The 18,458-nt window shown below is 64.3% G+C and carries 15 protein-coding genes; 12 read left to right on the forward strand and 3 right to left on the reverse strand.

Features of this window, described 5'->3' with window-relative positions:
- Positions 1-37: 37 nt before the first annotated feature.
- From LGM89_RS04920 to LGM89_RS04940, 5 genes are all read left to right on the forward strand, one after another.
- A complete protein-coding gene (locus tag LGM89_RS04920) occupies positions 38-1,117 on the forward strand; it encodes a Rieske 2Fe-2S domain-containing protein (protein WP_226272478.1) in 1,080 nt (359 codons plus the stop codon).
- Entirely contained in the window at positions 1,114-2,079 is a 966-nt protein-coding gene (locus LGM89_RS04925) for a PDR/VanB family oxidoreductase (RefSeq protein ID WP_226272426.1), read from the forward strand. The genes LGM89_RS04920 and LGM89_RS04925 overlap by 4 nt, the downstream gene beginning before the upstream one ends.
- A 49-nt stretch (positions 2,080-2,128) precedes the next feature.
- Positions 2,129-3,190 carry a Rieske 2Fe-2S domain-containing protein gene (locus LGM89_RS04930; protein ID WP_226272427.1) on the forward strand — a complete coding sequence of 354 codons (1,062 nt, stop codon included), beginning with the start codon at positions 2,129-2,131 and terminating at the stop codon, positions 3,188-3,190.
- Positions 3,191-3,346: 156 nt separating this feature from the next.
- Positions 3,347-4,690, forward strand: coding sequence for an MFS transporter (locus tag LGM89_RS04935; protein WP_226272428.1), 1,344 nt, complete (start codon positions 3,347-3,349; stop codon positions 4,688-4,690).
- Positions 4,691-4,792: 102 nt separating this feature from the next.
- Positions 4,793-5,887, forward strand: a complete 1,095-nt coding sequence (locus LGM89_RS04940) for a porin (protein WP_226272429.1) — start codon at positions 4,793-4,795, stop codon at positions 5,885-5,887.
- A gap of 26 nt (positions 5,888-5,913) precedes the next feature.
- On the opposite strand, the gene LGM89_RS04945 is transcribed toward LGM89_RS04940, so the two are convergent.
- Complete coding sequence (locus LGM89_RS04945) at positions 5,914-6,360, reverse strand: hypothetical protein (protein ID WP_226272430.1); 447 nt, start codon at positions 6,358-6,360, stop codon at positions 5,914-5,916.
- 416 nt (positions 6,361-6,776) lie between these two features.
- Here LGM89_RS04945 and LGM89_RS04950 point away from each other — a divergent pair, with 416 nt between their 5' ends.
- Complete coding sequence (locus tag LGM89_RS04950; protein ID WP_226272431.1) at positions 6,777-8,960, forward strand: TonB-dependent siderophore receptor; 2,184 nt, start codon at positions 6,777-6,779, stop codon at positions 8,958-8,960.
- Positions 8,961-8,967: 7 nt separating this feature from the next.
- Positions 8,968-10,437 carry a multidrug effflux MFS transporter gene (locus tag LGM89_RS04955; RefSeq protein ID WP_226202107.1) on the forward strand — a complete coding sequence of 490 codons (1,470 nt, stop codon included), beginning with the start codon at positions 8,968-8,970 and terminating at the stop codon, positions 10,435-10,437.
- 33 nt (positions 10,438-10,470) lie between these two features.
- Here the strand turns inward: LGM89_RS04955 and LGM89_RS04960 are convergent, their stop codons facing one another.
- A complete protein-coding gene (locus LGM89_RS04960) occupies positions 10,471-11,346 on the reverse strand; it encodes a LysR family transcriptional regulator (protein ID WP_089496221.1) in 876 nt (291 codons plus the stop codon).
- Between the two features lie 217 nt (positions 11,347-11,563).
- On the opposite strand from LGM89_RS04960, the gene LGM89_RS04965 reads away from it, so the two are divergent.
- The 5 genes from LGM89_RS04965 to LGM89_RS04985 all read left to right on the forward strand — a co-directional run bounded on the left by LGM89_RS04965 (position 11,564) and on the right by LGM89_RS04985 (position 16,477).
- Positions 11,564-13,399 (forward strand): thiamine pyrophosphate-binding protein, encoded by a 1,836-nt coding sequence (locus LGM89_RS04965; RefSeq protein ID WP_089496220.1) that lies wholly within the window; start codon positions 11,564-11,566, stop codon positions 13,397-13,399.
- Entirely contained in the window at positions 13,399-13,875 is a 477-nt protein-coding gene (locus LGM89_RS04970; protein ID WP_089496219.1) for a cupin domain-containing protein, read from the forward strand. The genes LGM89_RS04965 and LGM89_RS04970 overlap by 1 nt, the downstream gene beginning before the upstream one ends.
- Before the next feature lie 17 nt (positions 13,876-13,892).
- Positions 13,893-14,183 (forward strand): putative quinol monooxygenase, encoded by a 291-nt coding sequence (locus LGM89_RS04975; protein WP_089496218.1) that lies wholly within the window; start codon positions 13,893-13,895, stop codon positions 14,181-14,183.
- A 149-nt stretch (positions 14,184-14,332) separates the two neighbouring features.
- The gene (locus tag LGM89_RS04980; RefSeq protein WP_226272432.1) at positions 14,333-16,000 is read left to right on the forward strand and encodes an MFS transporter; all 1,668 of its coding nucleotides are present in this window, start codon (positions 14,333-14,335) and stop codon (positions 15,998-16,000) included.
- Between the two features lie 57 nt (positions 16,001-16,057).
- Positions 16,058-16,477 (forward strand): DoxX family protein, encoded by a 420-nt coding sequence (locus LGM89_RS04985; protein ID WP_089496216.1) that lies wholly within the window; start codon positions 16,058-16,060, stop codon positions 16,475-16,477.
- A 23-nt stretch (positions 16,478-16,500) separates the two neighbouring features.
- Here LGM89_RS04985 and LGM89_RS04990 read toward each other — a convergent pair whose 3' ends face one another.
- Positions 16,501-18,423, reverse strand: coding sequence for an SMP-30/gluconolactonase/LRE family protein (locus LGM89_RS04990; protein ID WP_226272433.1), 1,923 nt, complete (start codon positions 18,421-18,423; stop codon positions 16,501-16,503).
- Positions 18,424-18,458: the final 35 nt, after the last annotated feature.

Raw genomic sequence — 18,458 nt, forward strand, 5'->3', positions numbered from 1 at the left:
GCGTACCAGCGGCATCGACCTGACGGAGACGACGAACGTGTTTCTCAAGAATGCTTGGTACGTGGCGTGCACGCCCGATGAAATCGACGGCAAGCCGCTGGGCCGCAAGATCTGCAACGAGTCGATGGTGTTTTACCGCGCGGCGGATGGCCAGGTCGCGGCGCTCGAGGACTTCTGCCCGCACCGCGGTGCACCGCTGTCGCTGGGATTCGTGCGCGACGGCGTACTCGTGTGCGGCTATCACGGGCTGGAAATGGGCTGCAACGGCAAGGCGGCCGGCATGCCGGGCCAGCGTGTCGGCGGCTTCCCGCCGATTCGCAGCTTCCCGGCGGTCGAGCGGTACGGATTCATCTGGGTCTGGCCGGGCGATGCGTCGGCAGCCGATCCCGCGAAACTGCCCGCGCTGGCGTGGGCGGAAGACCCGGCCTGGGCCCACGGCGGCGGCCTGTATCACATCCGCTGCGACTACCGGCTGATGATCGACAACCTGATGGACCTCACGCACGAAACCTACGTGCATGCGTCGAGCATCGGCCAGAAGGAAATCGACGAAGCACCGCCGAAGACCACCAGCCACGGTGACGAAGTCGTCACGAGCCGCTTCATGGAGAACGTGATGCCGCCGCCGTTCTGGCAGATGGCGTTGCGCGGCAACGGGTTGGCCGACGACGTACCGGTGGACCGCTGGCAGATCTGCCGCTTCGCGCCGCCGAGCCACGTGATGATCGAAGTGGGCGTCGCGCATGCGGGCCACGGCGGCTACGACGCGCCGGCCGACCTGAAGGCGTCGTCGATCGTCGTCGATTTCATCACGCCCGAGACGGACACCTCGATCTGGTACTTCTGGGGGATGGCGCGCAACTTCCGGCCCGACGATCACGCCCTGACCGCCGAAATCCGCGAAGGCCAGGGCAAGATCTTCGCCGAGGATCTCGAGATGCTCGAGCGCCAGCAGCTCAATCTGGAGAAGTGGCCCGATCGCAAGCTGCTCAAGCTCAACATCGATGCCGGCGGCGTGCTGTCGCGCAAGGTGATCGAGCGGCTGCTCGCCGACGAGCTCGCGTCGAGCCCGTCGCGGACCGTGATTCCGGTCGCGCAGGTCAAGGAGGCGTCATGAGCACCGCGACGCTGACGGTCCGCGTGGCCCGCAAGTGGCAGGAAGCGCGCGACATCTGCGGCTTCGAATTCGTCAGCGATGACGGCTCGCCGCTGCCGCGATTCGACGCCGGCGCCCATATCGACGTGCATCTGCCGGGCGGCCTCGTGCGCCAGTATTCGCTGTGCAACCACCCGGAGCACGGCGACCGCTATCAGATCGCCGTGCTGCGCGATGCCGACGGTCGCGGCGGGTCGCGCGCCATTCATGATGCAGTCCGGCAAGGCGATACCGTGCGGATCGGCGTGCCGCGCAATCAGTTTCCGCTCGCCCCCGACGCGCCGCACCACCTGCTGCTCGCAGGCGGGATCGGCGTCACGCCGATCCTCAGCATGGCGGAACGGTTGTTCTCGTCCGGCGGCGCATTCGACATGCATTACTGCGCGCGCTCGACCGACCGCATGGCCTTCGTCGAGCGGATCAACGCGGCCGGGTTCCGTGATCGTGCCCGCTTCCACGTCGACGACGGCGCGCCCGAGCAACGCTTCGACCTGGCCGCCGTGCTCGCCGCGGCGCCCGAAGGCACGCACCTGTACGTATGCGGGCCGCGCGGCTTCATGGATGCGGTGTTGAACGCCGCGCGCGAGCGCGGCTGGGCGGAAGCGCGACTGCACTACGAGTTCTTCGGCGGCGCGGTGGCGGCGTCCGGCGCGGATCGCGCGTTCCAGGTGCGGATCGCGAGCAGTGGCCAGGTGATCGACGTGCCGGCCGAATGCACGGTCATCGCCGCACTGGCGGCAAACGGCGTCGACGTGCTGACGTCGTGCGAGCAAGGCGTCTGCGGCACGTGCGTGACACGCGTGCTGCAAGGCGAGCCCGATCACCGCGATGCGTATCTGACCGACGAGGAAAAAGCCGCCGGCGACCAGTTCATGCCCTGCTGCTCGCGCGCACGAACCGACCTGATGGTACTCGATCTGTAGACGGACACGCCCGACTCGAGGCGGCCCATCACCATACTGGAGACGATCAATGGCGCAACCTGCCCGGCCATCAATCAATACTGCTAAATTCCCGGCCGACCGATGGTGGGTCGCCGCGCTGTCATCCGAACTGACGGACAAGCCCGTCGCCCGCACGCTGCTCGGCCATCCGGTCGTCCTGTTCCGGTTGCCGTCCGGGGAAGTCGGTGCGCTGGAGGATCGCTGCTGTCACAAGTCGCTGCCGCTGTCGTGCGGCTCGCTCGAAGCACGCGGCCTGCGCTGCGGCTATCACGGCCTGCTGTTCGACCGCGGCGGCGCATGCGTGGAGATTCCCGGGCAGGACCGGATTCCGGCCAAGGCGTGCGTGTCGTCGTATCCGGTGCAGGAGCAGGATGCGATCGTGTGGATCTGGATCGGCGCCGACGCGCACGCCCAACCGACCTGCGCGCCGCCACGCTACGCGTTCCATACGGATCCGCAATACCGGTTCGGCGGCGGCCAGTACCATTACGACGCGCCGTATCAACTGATTCACGACAACCTGATGGACCTGAGCCACCTCGGCTATGTCCATCTGAAAACGATCGGCGGCAATGCCCCGCTGCATATGGGCGCGGAAACCCGCGTCAGCAGCGACGGCGACACGGTGACGCTGGTTCGACGAATGCCGGATTCCGTCCCGCCGCCGACCTACACCGCCGCATGGCCGTTCGCGGCCCGCGTCGATCGCTGGCAGGAAATCGAGTTCCACGTGTCGCACATCCGGATCTGGACGGGCGCGATCGACGCCGGCACCGGCGACCTGCACGATCCGGCACGCGGCGGCCTTCACATGCGCGGCTTCCACGGCATCACGCCCGAAACGGAAACGACGACGCATTACTTCTGGACCGTCGCGACCAATCCGCAGCACGACGTCGAGCGCACCGCGCAAACGGTCATCGAGCAATCCGCGGCGACGTTCGACGAGGACAAGGCCGTGATCGAAGCGCAATACCGGAATCAGCTGCGCTTTCCGGATGGTCGCCAACTCGACATTCACGTCGACGCGGGCCCCAACCGTGCGCGGCGCGTGATCGAGCGGCTGCTGCTGCAACCCCAACCCGCGTAAGCATCTTGCCGGCGCGCTAGCGGCGCCTGCCGGCCGCAGCGGGTGTTCCCCGGGGATGCTCGTCAACCCACGCATTCGCTTTCGTCCCATTCGCTACCGCCGGCTTCGATGCCATTCAATTTGATTAGTCATACTATTTTATGAAGGATCTTTGACGTGAGCGCCAATATCCGCAATACGATCGACGAATCCCCGATGAGCGCGTTCCAGACGATGGCGGTCACGGCCTGCGTCGTGCTGAACATGCTCGATGGCTTCGATGTGCTGGCCGTCGCGTTTGCCGCGCCGCACCTGGCGGCCGAATGGAAACTGAGCGGCAAGGAAATCGGCCTGCTGCTGAGTGCCGGGCTGGCCGGCATGGGCATCGGCTCGGTGCTGATCGCGCCGCTGGCCGACCGCGTCGGCCGCCGCCGCATCATCCTGCTCTGCCTCGCGGTGATCTCGACCGGGATGCTCGCCTGCGCGGCCACGCACAGCACGCTGCAACTCGCCGTCGCGCGTGCGTACACGGGGCTCGGCATCGGCGGCATGCTGGCGAGCCTGACCGTGATCAGCGGCGAGTACGCATCGAACAAATGGCGCAGCGCCGCGATCGGCATGCAGTCGACCGGCTACGCGATCGGCGCCACCGCTGGCGGCGTCATTGCAGGCTACTTGCTGTCGACGTGGGGATGGCGCAGCGTGTTCGCGTTCGGCGGCATCCTGACCCTGCTGTCGATCCCGATGGTGCTCGCGCTGCTGCCGGAATCGCTCGATTTCCTGCTGGCAAGGCGTCCGGACCACGCGCTGCAGAAAATCAACCGCATCCTCGCGAGAATGAAGCGCGCACCGATCGACGCGCTGCCGCCCGCGGCCTCGTCGATCGACACCGCAAGCCCCGCGTCGAGCTGGACGGCCGTGCTCCGCGCACCGCTCGCGCGCCGCACGATCCCGTTGTGGATCGCCTTCTTCCTCGTGATGGGCAGCTTCTATTTCGTCGTGAGCTGGACGCCGAAGCTGCTGGTCCAGGCCGGGCTGTCGGCATCGCAGGGCGTCACCGGCGGCGTCCTGCTCAACCTCGGCGGCATTGCGGGCGCCTCGCTCTTCAGCCTGCTGTCGACGCGCTTCGGCCTGCGCAACCTGTTGGGCGCGACCCTGCTGCTCGGCGGCGCGCTGATGGTCGTGTTCGGCGCGAACACGGGCTCGCTCGGCATCGGGATGACCGTCGCGGTGTTCCTCGGCGCGGTGATCAATGCGTGCGTGGCCGGCATGTACGCGCTGTCGCCGACGCCGTACCCCGCCGAAATCCGCACGACCGGCATCGGCCTCGCGGTCGGCATCGGGCGCCTCGGCGCGATCCTGTCGCCGATGACGGTCGGTGCGTTGCTGGACGACGGCTGGTCCGTGTCCCATCTCTATCTCGCGTTCCTCGTGCCGATGGCCGGCGCGGCAATCGCCGTCGTCATGGTGGGCGCGCGGGCCACGGCGCCGCGCCGGCAACGCGACCCGGCGATGTCGTAACACGCGGCGCCAGCCGTCTTGCCGATACCTGTCGGCATCCCGGATTCGTCCGGGTCACTATAAAAATCGATAAGTATTTCTACATACTGTTTGGAGACAGCCATGAAAAAGAAACTGGGCGTCGCGCTCGCGACGGCAATGGCGCTGGCCGGGCCGGCCTGCGCGCAAAGCAGCGTCACGCTGTACGGGATCATCGACACCGGCGTGTCCTACTACAACAACGCCGCGCACGGCGGATCGTTCACGGGCATGCCGACGCTGACCGGCGAGGTGCCGTCGCGGTGGGGGCTGAGAGGCACGGAGGATCTCGGCGGCGGCTACCAGGCCTTCTTCGTGCTCGAAAACGGTTTCCAGCCCGGCAGCGGCGCACTGAACTACGGCGGGCGCCTGTTCGGGCGACAGGCGAACGTCGGCGTGAACGGGCCGTTCGGCGCGCTGACCCTCGGCCGCCAGATGAACATGTCGATGATCGTGCTGACCAATGCCGACGTGATCGGCCCGTCGATTCACTCGATGGCGGATTTCGATTCCTATCTGCCGAACGCGCGCAGCGACAATGCGATCGGCTACAAGGGCACGTTCCACGGCGTGACGCTCGGCGCCACCTACAGCTTCGGCCGCGACGCGGCCGGCCCAGCCGGGCCGTCGGCGACGGGCTGTGCCGGGCAGGTGCCCGGCGACATCGTCGCCTGCCGCCAGTACACGGCGATGCTCGCGTACGACGCGAGCAACTTCGGGATCGCCGCGTCGCATGACGTGATGCGCGGCGGCGGCGGCGCGCTCGCCCCACTGAACAATCCGGCGTACACCGACACGCGCGACATCGTCGCCGGCTACGTGAAGATCGGCCCGGCGAAACTCGGCGCCGGGTGGATTCGCCGCAATCTCGCGGCGGCCGACCACCTGCAGGCCGATATCGTGTTCGCGGGCGGCACGTACTACGCGACGCCCTACCTCGCGCTCGACCTGCAGGGCGTACGCTACCTGCAACGCCGCGAAAACAGCGAAGGCGGCACGAATGCCACGCTGCTCGTCGGCCGCGCGAACTATTTCCTGTCGAAGCGGACGACCGTCTATACGTCGGTGGGCTACATGTTCAACAGCAAGCTGGCGGCGAACGCGGTCGCTGCCGGCGGAACGGTCGGGACCGGGATGAACCAGCTCGGCGTGATGGCCGGCATCCAGCAGAAGTTCTGAACGCCGGCCACCGCGCCGGCGCAGGGTCAGTTGGCGAGCCGGCAGTGCGAGAGCTTCAACCCCGGCAGCACCGGCGCATCGATATAGCCTTCGTTCACGCAACTGAAGCGGAACGCCGCCGACGTGACGAACGGCTTGATCTCGCCGCCGGGGAATTTCGGCTTCAGCGCATCCTGGTCGGCCACGTCGAAATGCGTGTCGAACTGTTCGCCGTCGGCCGTCAGCGCGCCGAAATAGGTGCCGCCCGGGTCGCCGCCCATCCGGATCACGGCGCCGACGAACAGGAGGCGCTTGCCGTCGTACTTCGTCTTCGCGGCGGCCATGTCCTGCGTATAGGCCTCGATCACGGCGCCGTAACGCGCGTCGATCGCGGGCTCGGTGTCCGACGCGGCGCAGGCGCTCTGGTAAACGCCCGCCAGCATCGTGCATGCCGCAAGCGCGGCCGCCGCGAACGGCGCGGAAATTTTTCGCATGGGTGGTCTCCCGTCAAGCGTGGTGGTTGAAGTGATGGAATACGGCGCTTCGGCGGCTGCCCGGCGCAACGCCCGATGAATTCGCTTCCGTTGCTTTAATCGTTCGAATGGCGGAACACGGCTGCAATCACTTCTCCACCCGCAGGGTCGTGTGCGGTGCGCAGCGTCGCACTGAACGCGACGTGACAGGAAGGTGACATGGTGCGGCCCCCGGCTCTCTCATTGAATTTCACTGCGTCTGATTTTGGTCGCTACGGTAGCAGACGACCGACGGCCCGGCAACCAAGGTTCCCATGGCGCAGCCCCCCTCATTACAATTGCAAATGATTCTCATTACATATATTATTCGCGTCCTGGTCATGGCGAAACGCCGCGGCCCGCGCCCCGATCCTTAGCACTCCGTCCTGCATCGATTCATGCCATCCCGCCGAACACCCCGCCGTGCCCGGACCCTGCGTCCGTGGCGCACGAGCCTGCCTGCCCTGATCACCCTGTGCGTCGCGAGCGGCACGCATGCGTCCGCCGCCGAACGCGCTGACGCCGAACCCGTCGCGGCCGCCGCCACACCCGCGCCGCTGGCCGCGCGCGAACTCCCGGCGATCAGCGTCAGCGCATCGGCAACCGCCGATCCGACGGTCGGCTATCAGCCGCGCACCACGAGCATCGCGGGCGGCGACACCCGTTCGATCAAGGAGATTCCGCAATCGGTCGCGGTGGTCAGCAGCAGCGTGATGCAGGACCAGCAGGCGCGCACGCTCGACGACGTGCTCGGCAACATCAGCGGCGTCACGCAAACGAACACGCTCGGCGGCACGCGCGACGCGTTCATCAAGCGCGGCTTCGGGTCGAACAACGACGGCTCCGTGCTCGTCGACGGCGTGCGCACGCCGGTGCTGCACAGCTATCTGGCGACGATCGACCGCGTCGAAGTGCTGAAAGGCCCGGCCTCGCTGCTCTACGGGATGCAGGATCCGGGCGGCGTGATCAACCTCGTCACGCGCAAGCCGGAAGACGCCTTCGGCGGGTCGATCTCGGCCTCGCGCACGAGCCACGGCGGCAGCAGCGCGACGTTCGATCTCACAGGCCCAGTCGGCCACCCGGGCCAGGTCGCGGGCGGCACGCTCGCGTTCCGGCTGACCGGCCAGTACGACACGAGCCGCTACTGGCGCAGCTTCGGCCGCCAGCGCGACGCGCTGATCGCGCCCGCGCTGTCGTGGCACGACGCGAACACGTCGATCGACGTCAGCTACCAATACGTCGACTACACGACGCCGTTCGATCGCGGCACGGTGCTCGTGAACGGCCAGCTCGACGATGCGTTGCGCTATCGCCGCTACGAGGAAGCGTGGTCGCAGAGCACCGGCATTCAGGAAACGCTGCGTGCGCGCGTCGAGCACCGCTTCTCCGATGCGTGGCGCGTGCGTGCAACCTACGGCTGGGGCCGCGATCGTTACGATCAATACATTACCCGCGCCACCGCGTTCAACAGCACCACCGGCGCACTGACGCGCTCATCCGACGCGAACCTCGGGCGCAACGATTCCGACCAGATCGCGACGCTCGGCCTGCTCGGCAACGTGACGCTCGCCGGCATGAATCACGCGATCTACATCGGCGGCGAATACGAGCGGCAGCGCAGCTTCCGCGGCGACACGATCCGCGGCAAGGCGACGAAGGGCTTCAATCTCTACGATCCCGTGTACGACCTGCTCGCATCGGGCGGCACGCCCAACCCGAAGCAGAGCGATTCGCGCTCGCTGGTGCATGCGTATTCGATGGTCGTGCAGGACTCGGTGAAGCTCACCGACCGGCTCACCGCGGTAGGCGGGCTGCGTTGGGAAAACTGGCGGCAGGAATCGGGGATGGGGCGGCCGTTCGTGTTCGCCGACCGCTCGCGCGGCAGCGTGTGGCTGCCGCAGTTCGGGCTCGCGTATGCGCTCACGCCGGCGTTGACCGCCTACGCGAACGTGAGCCGCTCGTTCAAGCCGAACGTCGCCACGAACGTCGCGGCGCCGCTCGCACCGGAATACGGCCGCGTGCTCGAAGCCGGGCTGAAGTTCAGCCTGAAGCCGGCGATCACCGGTACGCTCGCGGTCTACCAGATCGACAAGCGCAACGTCGCGGTCACGGTCGGCGATCTGACGTCGACGATCGGCACCGCGCGCTCGCGCGGGATCGAGCTCGACGTCGCGGGGCAGATCACGCGCCACCTGAGCGTGATCGGCAGCTATGCATACACGAATGCGACCGATCGCGACAGCAACACGCCGCTAACCAACGTTGCGCGCCATACGGGCAGCCTCTTCGCGGTTTACGACACGGCGATCGCTAACCTGCCCGGCCGCTGGCGCTTCGGCGGCGGCGCACGTCTGGTCGGTGCGCGCTCCGGCGACACCGCGAACAGCTTCACGCTGCCCGGCTACGTGACCGTCGACGCATTCGCGGCCTACGAAACGACGATCGGCAAGTTCCCGACGCGCTTCCAGCTCAACGTGAAGAATCTGCTCGACAAGACCTACTACCCGTCGAGCAACAACAACCTGATCATCGCGGTCGGCGAGCCGCGGCTCGTCACGCTGACGACGACGGTGTCGTTTTGAGGGGCTGATGGGCGCGTGGGTCGCAAACCGCGACCCACGCGCAAACCCCGCATCGATGCTCCGCGCTCGCTACGCGGCGGCTCTGCTCCCTTCTCTGCGCAACATCCGCGGCATCAATCCCGGCGCCCCGCAAAAATGCATCCTAGCGATGCAATTCCATCCGATCCCGAACCGCATCGTACGCCGTATGATCGCCCCGGCCTTTTCTCGAGGCTGCCCGTACGCGTCGTCATCTCCATTCGTTCACGCGTTCCGCCACACCAACCCAGCGAATATGTCTCACTTCTCACTCATACTCGTCGTCTCCATGTTGAGCGCCTTCGGCCTGATCGCGTCCGACGTCTATTTGCCCGCGATGCCGTCGATGGCTCATGAATTTTCAATCGGTGCATGGCAGATGCCGCAGACGGTATCGGCCTACCTGATCGCGCTCGCCTGCGCCCAACTGGTCTATGGCCCCCTCTCCGATCGATGGGGACGCAAACCCGTGCTGACTGTCGGAATCCTTCTCTACATTCTCGGCTCGATCGGCTGCGCAAATGCCGGCGGCTTTGAAAGCTTTCTCGGATGGCGCGTGCTCGAAGCCCTCGGCGCGGCGTCCGGTCTCGTCATCGGCCGCGCTATCATCGCCGACACCTGCGACAAGAAGGAATCCGCCAAGGTCTATAGCATCGTGTATCCGCTCGTCTCGCTGTCTCCAGCGATCGCCCCGGCAATCGGCGGCTATCTGGCAGCCTGGTTCGGGTGGCGAAGCGACTTCATCTTCGTCGCCGGATTTGGCCTAGTCTCGCTCATGCTGGCACAGCTTCTTCTGAAAGAAACGCGGCCGCCCGTCACACCGGGACAACAGAGCACAGTGCCGCTGGCCGGCTTTTCCAGCGTGCTCAGGGATCGAACGTTCATCCGATATACGCTCGTCGTCTGTGCGATCTATTGCGCGTGGTTCGTCTACCTGACGCAGTCGCCGTTCATCTTCTCCGGCCTGGGCCTGTCGGAACAGCAAAGCGGCTGGCTCTATCTGCCGCTTACCGCCGGCATCATTTCCGCCAACATGATCTCGCGGCGGATGCTCGATCGGATGTCCTACGACTCGATCGTCGTGGCCGGTGTGTGCTGCTTCGTTGCCGGAGGAATTGCGTTCGCCCTGTGCGAGTCATGGCATTTCAAAAGCGTCGTCGCGATCGTGATACCGATGTTTCTCGTCAGTCTGTCAAACGGATCGTCGCTGTCGCTGGCCGTGTCGGGCGCCATCGCTAGCGAACATGGGCGCGCCGCCACGGCGTCCGGACTGGTCGGTTTCTTCCAGATCGGAAGTGCCTCGCTCGCGGCCACAGTTTCCAGCGGCCTGCTCGGTACCGGCAGCCACGTGCTTGCGACGGCCATTCCGTTCTTCGCGATCGTCGCCGCAGTCGCGATCGTGCCCCGCTGGTACGCCGCTCGGCGCGCGCTTGCAACGCGCAAGACCCTGCCGCATTAACCAGCGCCCCCGGTATCGGCGAGATCCCGGCTGCTACCGAAAGCGGTCGAACGAAGCAGCGATCTCGTCGGTGACTGCTCGAACGCGGGCGGTCCGGTTCAGGTCCGTATGCGACACAAGCCAGACCTGATACGGCGTGGTTCGAGTCCGGTGGGACCAGATGCGTACGAGCGAATCGTCCTCGTGCGCCATATACACCGGAAGTTCGCCTATTCCGATGCCCGACCGGATCGATGTCGCCAGCATCAAGCTCGAACTCACTTGCGCGACGACGCGCCCTCGATCCATCGGCTCGCCGCACAGCGAGTGTCCCTGGTTGGACGTGATGGAGGGCTGGTAGATGACCAGATCATGACCTTCGAAAGCGGATCCGATCTCGGGGGCGCCACGTCCATCCAGATACTCGCGGCTCGCGAACAGCCCAACCTCCCACTCGGCCAGCCTCCGCCGAACAAGATCGGGATTTTCCGGCATCACGGTTCGAATCGCGAGGTCGGCATCGCGTCGCGTCAAATTGAGCACCTGCACGGAAGTCGTCAGGACGACGTGTATTCCGGGACATTTCCGCCGTAACGCGCGTATCGCGGGAACGACAAAATCCATCGCCAGGGAATCGGTTGTCGTCACCCGAACCTCCCCTTCGAGCCGGTCGTCCGAGCCATGTGCTCGACGCTCGAATTCGCACGCCGCTCGCTCCATCTCTTGCGCTGCCTGCAGCGAATGCTCGCCGATCTGCGTCACGACATAGCCGGACGATGTCTTGAGAAAGAGCTTCGCACCCAGCGCCTTCTCCAGTGCCATCAGCCGCCGCCCCACGGTTGCCTGATCGACATCCAGAACGACGGCAGCCTCGCGCAGCGTCCCGGCGCGATGAACCGCCAAAAAGACGCGGGCATCGTCCCAATTCATGAATAACCTTCTCTCTCGTCAAAGCAGTTTTGCATTCTTCGGATGCAATTATACAAGTTGAGCCAATACTCTCCAACAGAGATAATCAGGCCCCCGTACCAAACGGTATATCGCAGTGTTCCGGCAATCGCGATTTCCCTCCCCATACCGAGGGTTAGAAAAAAAAGCCGGCGTATTCGACTCGCTAGATCGTTGTAAATCAAAAAAGCATAAAAAGATGGAAAAGGCAACTCACATTCCGGCCCGATACGACGTTTCGGGAAGCGTTATGAACCTCCTCCGGTCGCTGCACATCGACCACATTTTTCTGGTCCCCGGAAAGATGGTTTATCCGTTGCTTGACGCGATAGACAAGACGCCGGAAATGCGTGGCATCGTTGCCGCGCACGAGACCGGCAGTGCTTTCATGGCCGATGGCTACGCGAGAGCAAGTCGCAAATTCGGCGTGTGTCTCGCCATTTCCGGACCCGGCACGATGAATCTCGTTCCCGGCATGGCGGCTGCCCTCGCCGACCGGATCCCGGTTCTCTATCTCGCCGGCGGCATATCGTCGAATGCCGAGGGAAAAGGTGCTTTCCAGGACGGTACGCTGGGAGGAATTGCCGAAAGCAGCGTCGTACAAAATCTCGTGGACGACGTTGTTGAGCTGAAAAACAAGCACAATCTGCTGGCCGAAATGCGTCGCGCTACTGACGGTCTGAACTGGATGCGCCGCGCCCGTTCATTCATCAGCATCCCGCTGGACGTTCAGCAGCAACCTGCGCCGGCCCCTAACGAGCGCATGCAGCGTCCGTACGCACAAAGTATCGTGGATACGAACCATGTCCCGGCCAACCCGATCGCAGTGCAAGCGCTTTGCAAGCAATATCTCTTTCAGGAAAAGAAGGTCGCATTTCTCGTCGGTGGCCGCGGAAACGATCCAGAGACGGCCCGGGTTCTGCTCAAGGTTGCCGAGTGCTTCAATATTCCGGTTGCGACAACCTTATCCGGAAAAGGCGCCTTTCCGGAACGGCACCCTCTCGCGTTGGGTGTCTATGGATTCTCGGGACACACACGAGCAATACAACTGATCAATTCCGCCGATCTCGATGCGCTCGTCGTTCTCGGCTGCGATCTCAATCAACGCGATAGTCTGAACTGGAGCGACAAGCTGAGCGCCGGCAAGGAACTCATCATTTTCGACGATAGCTTCAATGCGCCGGCAACCGGTCACGTTCCGAGCCGAAGCATTTTCTCCGGCATTACCGCGACCCTCCGTATGCTTGCGCATATGCCGACAGGCGCAACCCGGGAATTCGACAAAGCATTCGCTCATCGGGATGAGTGGCTCGAGCGCGTGAAGCCGGTTCCGCTTTACGATCATCGATTCGAGCCGACCTCGATCGGAAGCGCATCCGATTCGCTTTCCCTCTATCCGGGTGACGTCGTCCGAAGTCTCAGCAACCTCGTGCCCGAGGACACCAACGTTGTCGTCGATTCAGGTGCGCATCGAATCTTCATGGCGCACTACTGGCTCTCGTCCGGCCTCGGAAACTACTTCTCGTCGAGCGCGCTGGCTCCGATGGGCTGGGCAGTCGCAGCCGGAATAGGCGTCAGACTCGGCGCGCCGCATCGTCCCTGTCTCGTGGTGACCGGGGACGGCTGCATGCTGATGCACGGCATGGAGATGCAAACCGCTGCCCGGTACGGCATCAAGGTGATCTTTATCGTCCTGAACAACGCCGCTCACGGCGCGATTCATATCGACGCCATCACCAAGCGGACCGTCGCGGAGCAATTCAGCAAGTTGCCTCGCCACGACTGGACACGGTTCGCCCAATCGGTGGGCGTCCCGGCACGTCAGGTCGATAGCCTAGTCGATCTCGAACAGGCCGTCGGCGACGCATTGGCATGCGACGGTCCATTCGTCATCGAAGTGGCCGTCGGCGTCTTCCCGTCGCCAAACCGCTACTACGCCGAATCCTCGACGGCAATATCAGTGAAACACGCTCCTGCCGACGCGTTCGACGCTCCGTATACAACGGCAATGGACACACCCGAGTGCATCGACTGATGTTGAAAGAACTGGACCGATACGCGACGTTGAAAAGAATGACCCATCCGAAGTGGCCTGCCTGTCTCGGGGCAGTTGCGATCACCGCCTTGTCGATCGCTTCAGGCGCGCGAGCGTCCGAAGGAGGCGTAGAGGTCACGTCGCTTGCGCATACGTCGCAATCCTGGGATGGCGCCGACTACACACGCTATCCGGAGGGTACGCCGCTGCTCGACGTGCAATATGTGCGGATCCCGGCTCACACGATGCTTCCCTGGCACAGCCACGGTGTCGTCAATGCCGTCTATCTGCTGAGCGGCCGCCTCACCGTGGAGAAAAAGAACGGTGAATCCCGGACGACGTTTACCTCGGGACAGGTGATCGCCGACACCGTCGGAACGATTCACCACGGCTACACGACAGACGAACCAGCCGAGATGGTTGTGTTCTTCGCCGGCGCCAAGGGCCAGCCGTTGCGCACGCTGGAAGCAAACTGAATCACCAAACATAAAACATGTCTGAAATCGTTGTCACCGCCATCAACGTAGCGAAACCAGGAAAGGAAGCCGCACTTGAAGCACTGCTGCGCGGCCTCCTCGCCCCGACCGAAGGCGATCCGGGCATGATCCGCTACGAGCTAAGTCGCGATCTGCGCGACCCGCGCACCTTCGTCTTCCACGAGATTTGGGAGAGCCAAGAGGCGCTCGACGCTCACCTGAATACGCGTCACATTGCCGCCTATCGCGCGCTTTCCCCCGAGCTCGTCGAGCGCAAGGAATTGCTTATCACGAGAAAGGTTCAGTAACGCATCGAGATACGCGACGGGAAGCCGACGCCGGAGACGACTCGGCTTCCTTACCTCAGCTGTCGCGCCCATCATATCGCCTCTCCCTCCCCGATCTTCATCGCGTCTATCCGCCAGCCCGGATCGCGACCGATTCGAGTCCAAGCACCATGCAACCCCCAGTCAAAGCGCCGGCTACCGGCGGCGCGCCCTCGCTTCTTGCCGACGAACCGCGCTCCCCCGCCCCCACGCCATGCCCATCATCACGCCCGTTCGGTCAATCGCTGGCGGCGATGACAGGCATCGGGATCGTCAATATGCTGGTCGCGCTCGATCAAACGACCGTCAGTACGGCATTGCCGCAGATCGTCGCGACCTTGGGCGGCTTCGAGTGGTACACCTGGATCGCGACCGCGTATCTGTTGACGTCTCTGATTACCGTACCGGTTTTCGGTCGGCTCGGCGACTACTACGGACGCAAACCGTTCGTAGTCGGGGCAGTCGCGACTTTTACCGTGGCCTCGGTTTTATGCGCATCCGCCCCGAATATGGCTACGCTCGTCGCCGCGCGCGCGCTTCAAGGTATCGGCGCGGGAATGATGACGGGAACCGCGTTCGCGTCCATACCGGACCTGTTTCCCGCGCCGCTGGAGCGCGCTCGATGGCAGGTAGTACTCGCCGCGGCCTATGGCATCGGCACGGCCGCGGGGCCATCCCTCGGAGGTTGGCTAACCGATCGATACGGTTGGCGCTCGACGTTCCTGATCAATCTGCCGGTAGGCGTCGCCGCGCTCTACTTCACACAGCGCTATCTTCCGCGCGTCGCTCCGGCATCGGGAACACGGATCCGCATCGACATCGCCGGCGCGCTGACGCTTTCCTTGTTACTTGCATGCCTGTTGTTCGTATTCGGTAACGAGCTTGACGACATGTCGATGCAACTCCGTTGCGCTGCTATCGCGAGCTTGCCGGTTCTGGTCACATTGTTCGTCCGTTGTGAACGGCGCGCAACCGTACCTCTGGTACCCCTCGAACTGCTGGGCGACCGACGTATCGTGACGTTGCTCGGACTATCCTTTCTGACGGGCGCAGTCATGTTCTCGGCGATCTTCTACGCGCCGCTGCTGCTCCAGAGCGGCTTCGGGCTTTCGGCCACGGCAGCAGGCCAGCTATCGACGCCGCTCGCCGGATCGATCGCGATCGGCAGCCTGCTCAATACGGCCATCGTCACGCGCGTCGAGCGTCCTGCGATCATCGTGCTCGCTGGCTTCTCGATGCTCGTGCTGGCCTGCTATGGCTTGTCATGCGTCGCGCTGACGAACATGCATGCGCTTCTGATCATTTCGTTGTCCGGGGCGGGCGTCGGATTGGGGCTCATCCTCAATAACGTCAATATTTTCACGCAGGAGATCGCGGGGAAGACGCGCGTCGGTATCGCGACATCACTCATCCAGTCCACCCGGATGATCGGCGGAATGGTGGGGCTGTCCGCGCTCGGCGCCTGGGTATCGGCACACTACAAGGCCGGTACGGCCCAGATATTGAACGCGTTGGGTGTGAGGACGCTCGGCGGACACCTGAACAGCCTGCTGGAAGATCCCCAACTGCTCATCGACCCGAAGAAACAGTCCGCCGTCATCGAATCGCTGGCGGGCACGCCGTTCAACGGCCAGCACATCATCGACGTCTTGCGCGGCGCCTTCAGCGGCGTCCTGCACACAGGGTTCCAACTGGTCGCTGGGGCCGCCTTCATTGCCCTTCTGGCCGCATTGACCATCCTCGAGATCCGTTTCAGCGTGGGGCAGAAGGACGACAGCGCGCGTCACAACGCCACCTGAAATCTTCGCGGCCGGCTCGCCCTGCGCGCGTGCCGGTCGCTCAAACTCTCTCAAGCCATGACAATCCGCCCACTCCTGTCAAACACACTTCATGATTTCCTGCTGTTGATCGCTCGCGTGCTGATCATCTCGCTCTATTTGAAAATCGGAATTCCGAAGCTACTCGACTTCGGAGGTGCAGTCGCCTACATGACTCGCATCGACGCCCCGTTGCCGATGCTGTCTGCTGTGATCCTGATCGCAATGGACGTCGTGGTAGCGATTGCGATTCTGATTGGCTTCCATACACGCCCGCTCGCGCTGCTGCTCGCCCTCTATACGCTCGGCGCCGCGATTATCGGGCATCCGTTCTGGGTAATCGACGGCCCTCGACAGATGACCGACATGATTCATTTCTACAAGAATCTGTCGATCATGGGCGGCCTTCTCGCGCTCTACTCGGCGGGCCCGGGACGATTTTCGATTGACCGTGGCTGAGCCGAGCGGCACGGCCCACGCGCTCACGGATGCCAGCGATACACGATCATGCTGGTGCCGTTGTAGTTGTCCTTCGTGATCACGTATTCGCCGGTCGAGCGCAGGTACGCGCGGATCCCGTACATCGAGTCGACGTCGTTGCCGACGTCCATCGCCGACGTGTTCGAGTTGGTCAGCGTCGTCACGAGCGCGCCGGTGTTGAGATCGAACACGTCGACGTTCGGCACCGTGTGCACGTAGCCGACGAACAGGTAGTGGCCGGCCGCCGCGATCGATTTCGGGTTCGCGCTGGTCAGGTTGATCACCGGGTTCGGCGCGGTCGTGTTGCCGTTCTTCCAGCCGTGATAGACCTCGATGTGCCCGTTCATCGCGGTCCAGTCCCAGTTGTTCGCGAGGCCCTGCGCGAGGATCATCGTGTCGCTGTCCGCCTGGTAGACGATGCGCGTCGTCGGCGCCACGGTGCTCGGCACGGGCGTCGTCACCGGCTTGCCCCACGACGGCTTGCCGGTCGCATCGAAGCCCGTCATCGGGTAGCGGGTAATCGCGTTGGTGCCGTTCAGCCCGGCCCACACGTCGCCGTTGCCGTCGATGTCGAAACCGGTCGTGACCTGCAACGTCGTGTTGAAAGGCTTGCCCGGCAGCGAGCCGGCCGGATTCGCGATATAGCCGGTCGCCGGCGTGAAGTAATAGAAATTGAAGTTGCCGGGGTTCTGGCCCGACGCGACGAGAATCCGGTTGCCGCCCACCATCACGAGCTGGCCGAAATGCTGGCCGCGCTGGTAGTCGTTCATGTCGAGGCGCGGGTCCTTCGGATAGGTGAACGGGTCGACCGTGTTCGCGACAAACGTGCCGCCCGCCGAGCCCGTATACACGTTGTTGCCGCTGTAGAAGAACGCGCCGTCGGTCGACGGGTCGGGCGCGGCGATCGCCTCGAAGTTCAGCGCCTGCAGCTTCCATTGCAGCGCGCCCGTCGGGCTGTACGAATGAAGATCGGTGCTGCCGTTGCGCCCGAGATCCCAGCCGCCGCCCCACGCGTTGTTGAGCACGTACAGGTTGCCGCCCGAATCCTTGCCGATGCCGACCACGCGCGTGAAGCGCTTGTCGCCGACCTGCCCCTTGATGCCCGAGGTCGTGTCGAGATAGCCGCCCTGCACGCCGAACGTGCCGATCTGCTGCGGCAACCCGGCGAGGCTGTAGAGCTTGATGTTCATGTCCGGGCCCTGGTCGCCCACCAGCAACTGCCCCGTCGACGCATCGAAATACAGCGCCGACGGCCGCGCGCCGGCCGCCATCTGGATCGTGTTCATCAGCGTGCCGGCGGCGCTGTACTGCACGACCACGCCCGCGCTCATGCGCGCGACCCACAGGTTGCCCGCCGCATCGAGCGCCAGCGCGCCGGGCCCGGTCACGCCGATGTCGCGCTGCCAGACGCCGTCGGTCGTATAGACGCGCACGCGGTTGCCGTAGAAATCGCTCGCGTACAGCAGGTTGCCGGCCGTCGCGAGGCCGGTGATCACGTCCGGGTTCGGGAGGCCCGTCCACGTGCTGACCGGGATACGCAGGTCGCGTTTGTTCGTACTGCGATCGTAGCGGCCGACGGAGCCGCTGCCGAAGTTGCGGTTATAGCCGAGCGCGACGAAGATCGACGTCGCGTTGCCGGTAATCGCGCCGCCCTGGAATTCGTCGTGGATACCGATCGTGCCCAACGTCTGGCCATTCTGGTAGAGCGCGACGCCGCCCGCGTTCTCGTCCCAGCGCGACGACGTATAGATCACGCCCTCGGGCGCGACCCACATCGAGCGCGCGGCATTGCCGACGTGCTGGGCCAGCGTGCCGTACGTGTTCGCGAGCCAGTCGGTCGAGTATTGCACCTGCGCGTGACTCGCCGGCGCCAGCATTGCCATGCACATTCCCAGCAACGCCGCCCGAATTTGTTTCATTGACATGAATAATGCTCCCGAACGTTCAATGGTCGACACTG

This window comes from Burkholderia sp. AU31624 (assembly GCF_020420065.1).
Lineage (GTDB): Bacteria > Pseudomonadota > Gammaproteobacteria > Burkholderiales > Burkholderiaceae > Burkholderia.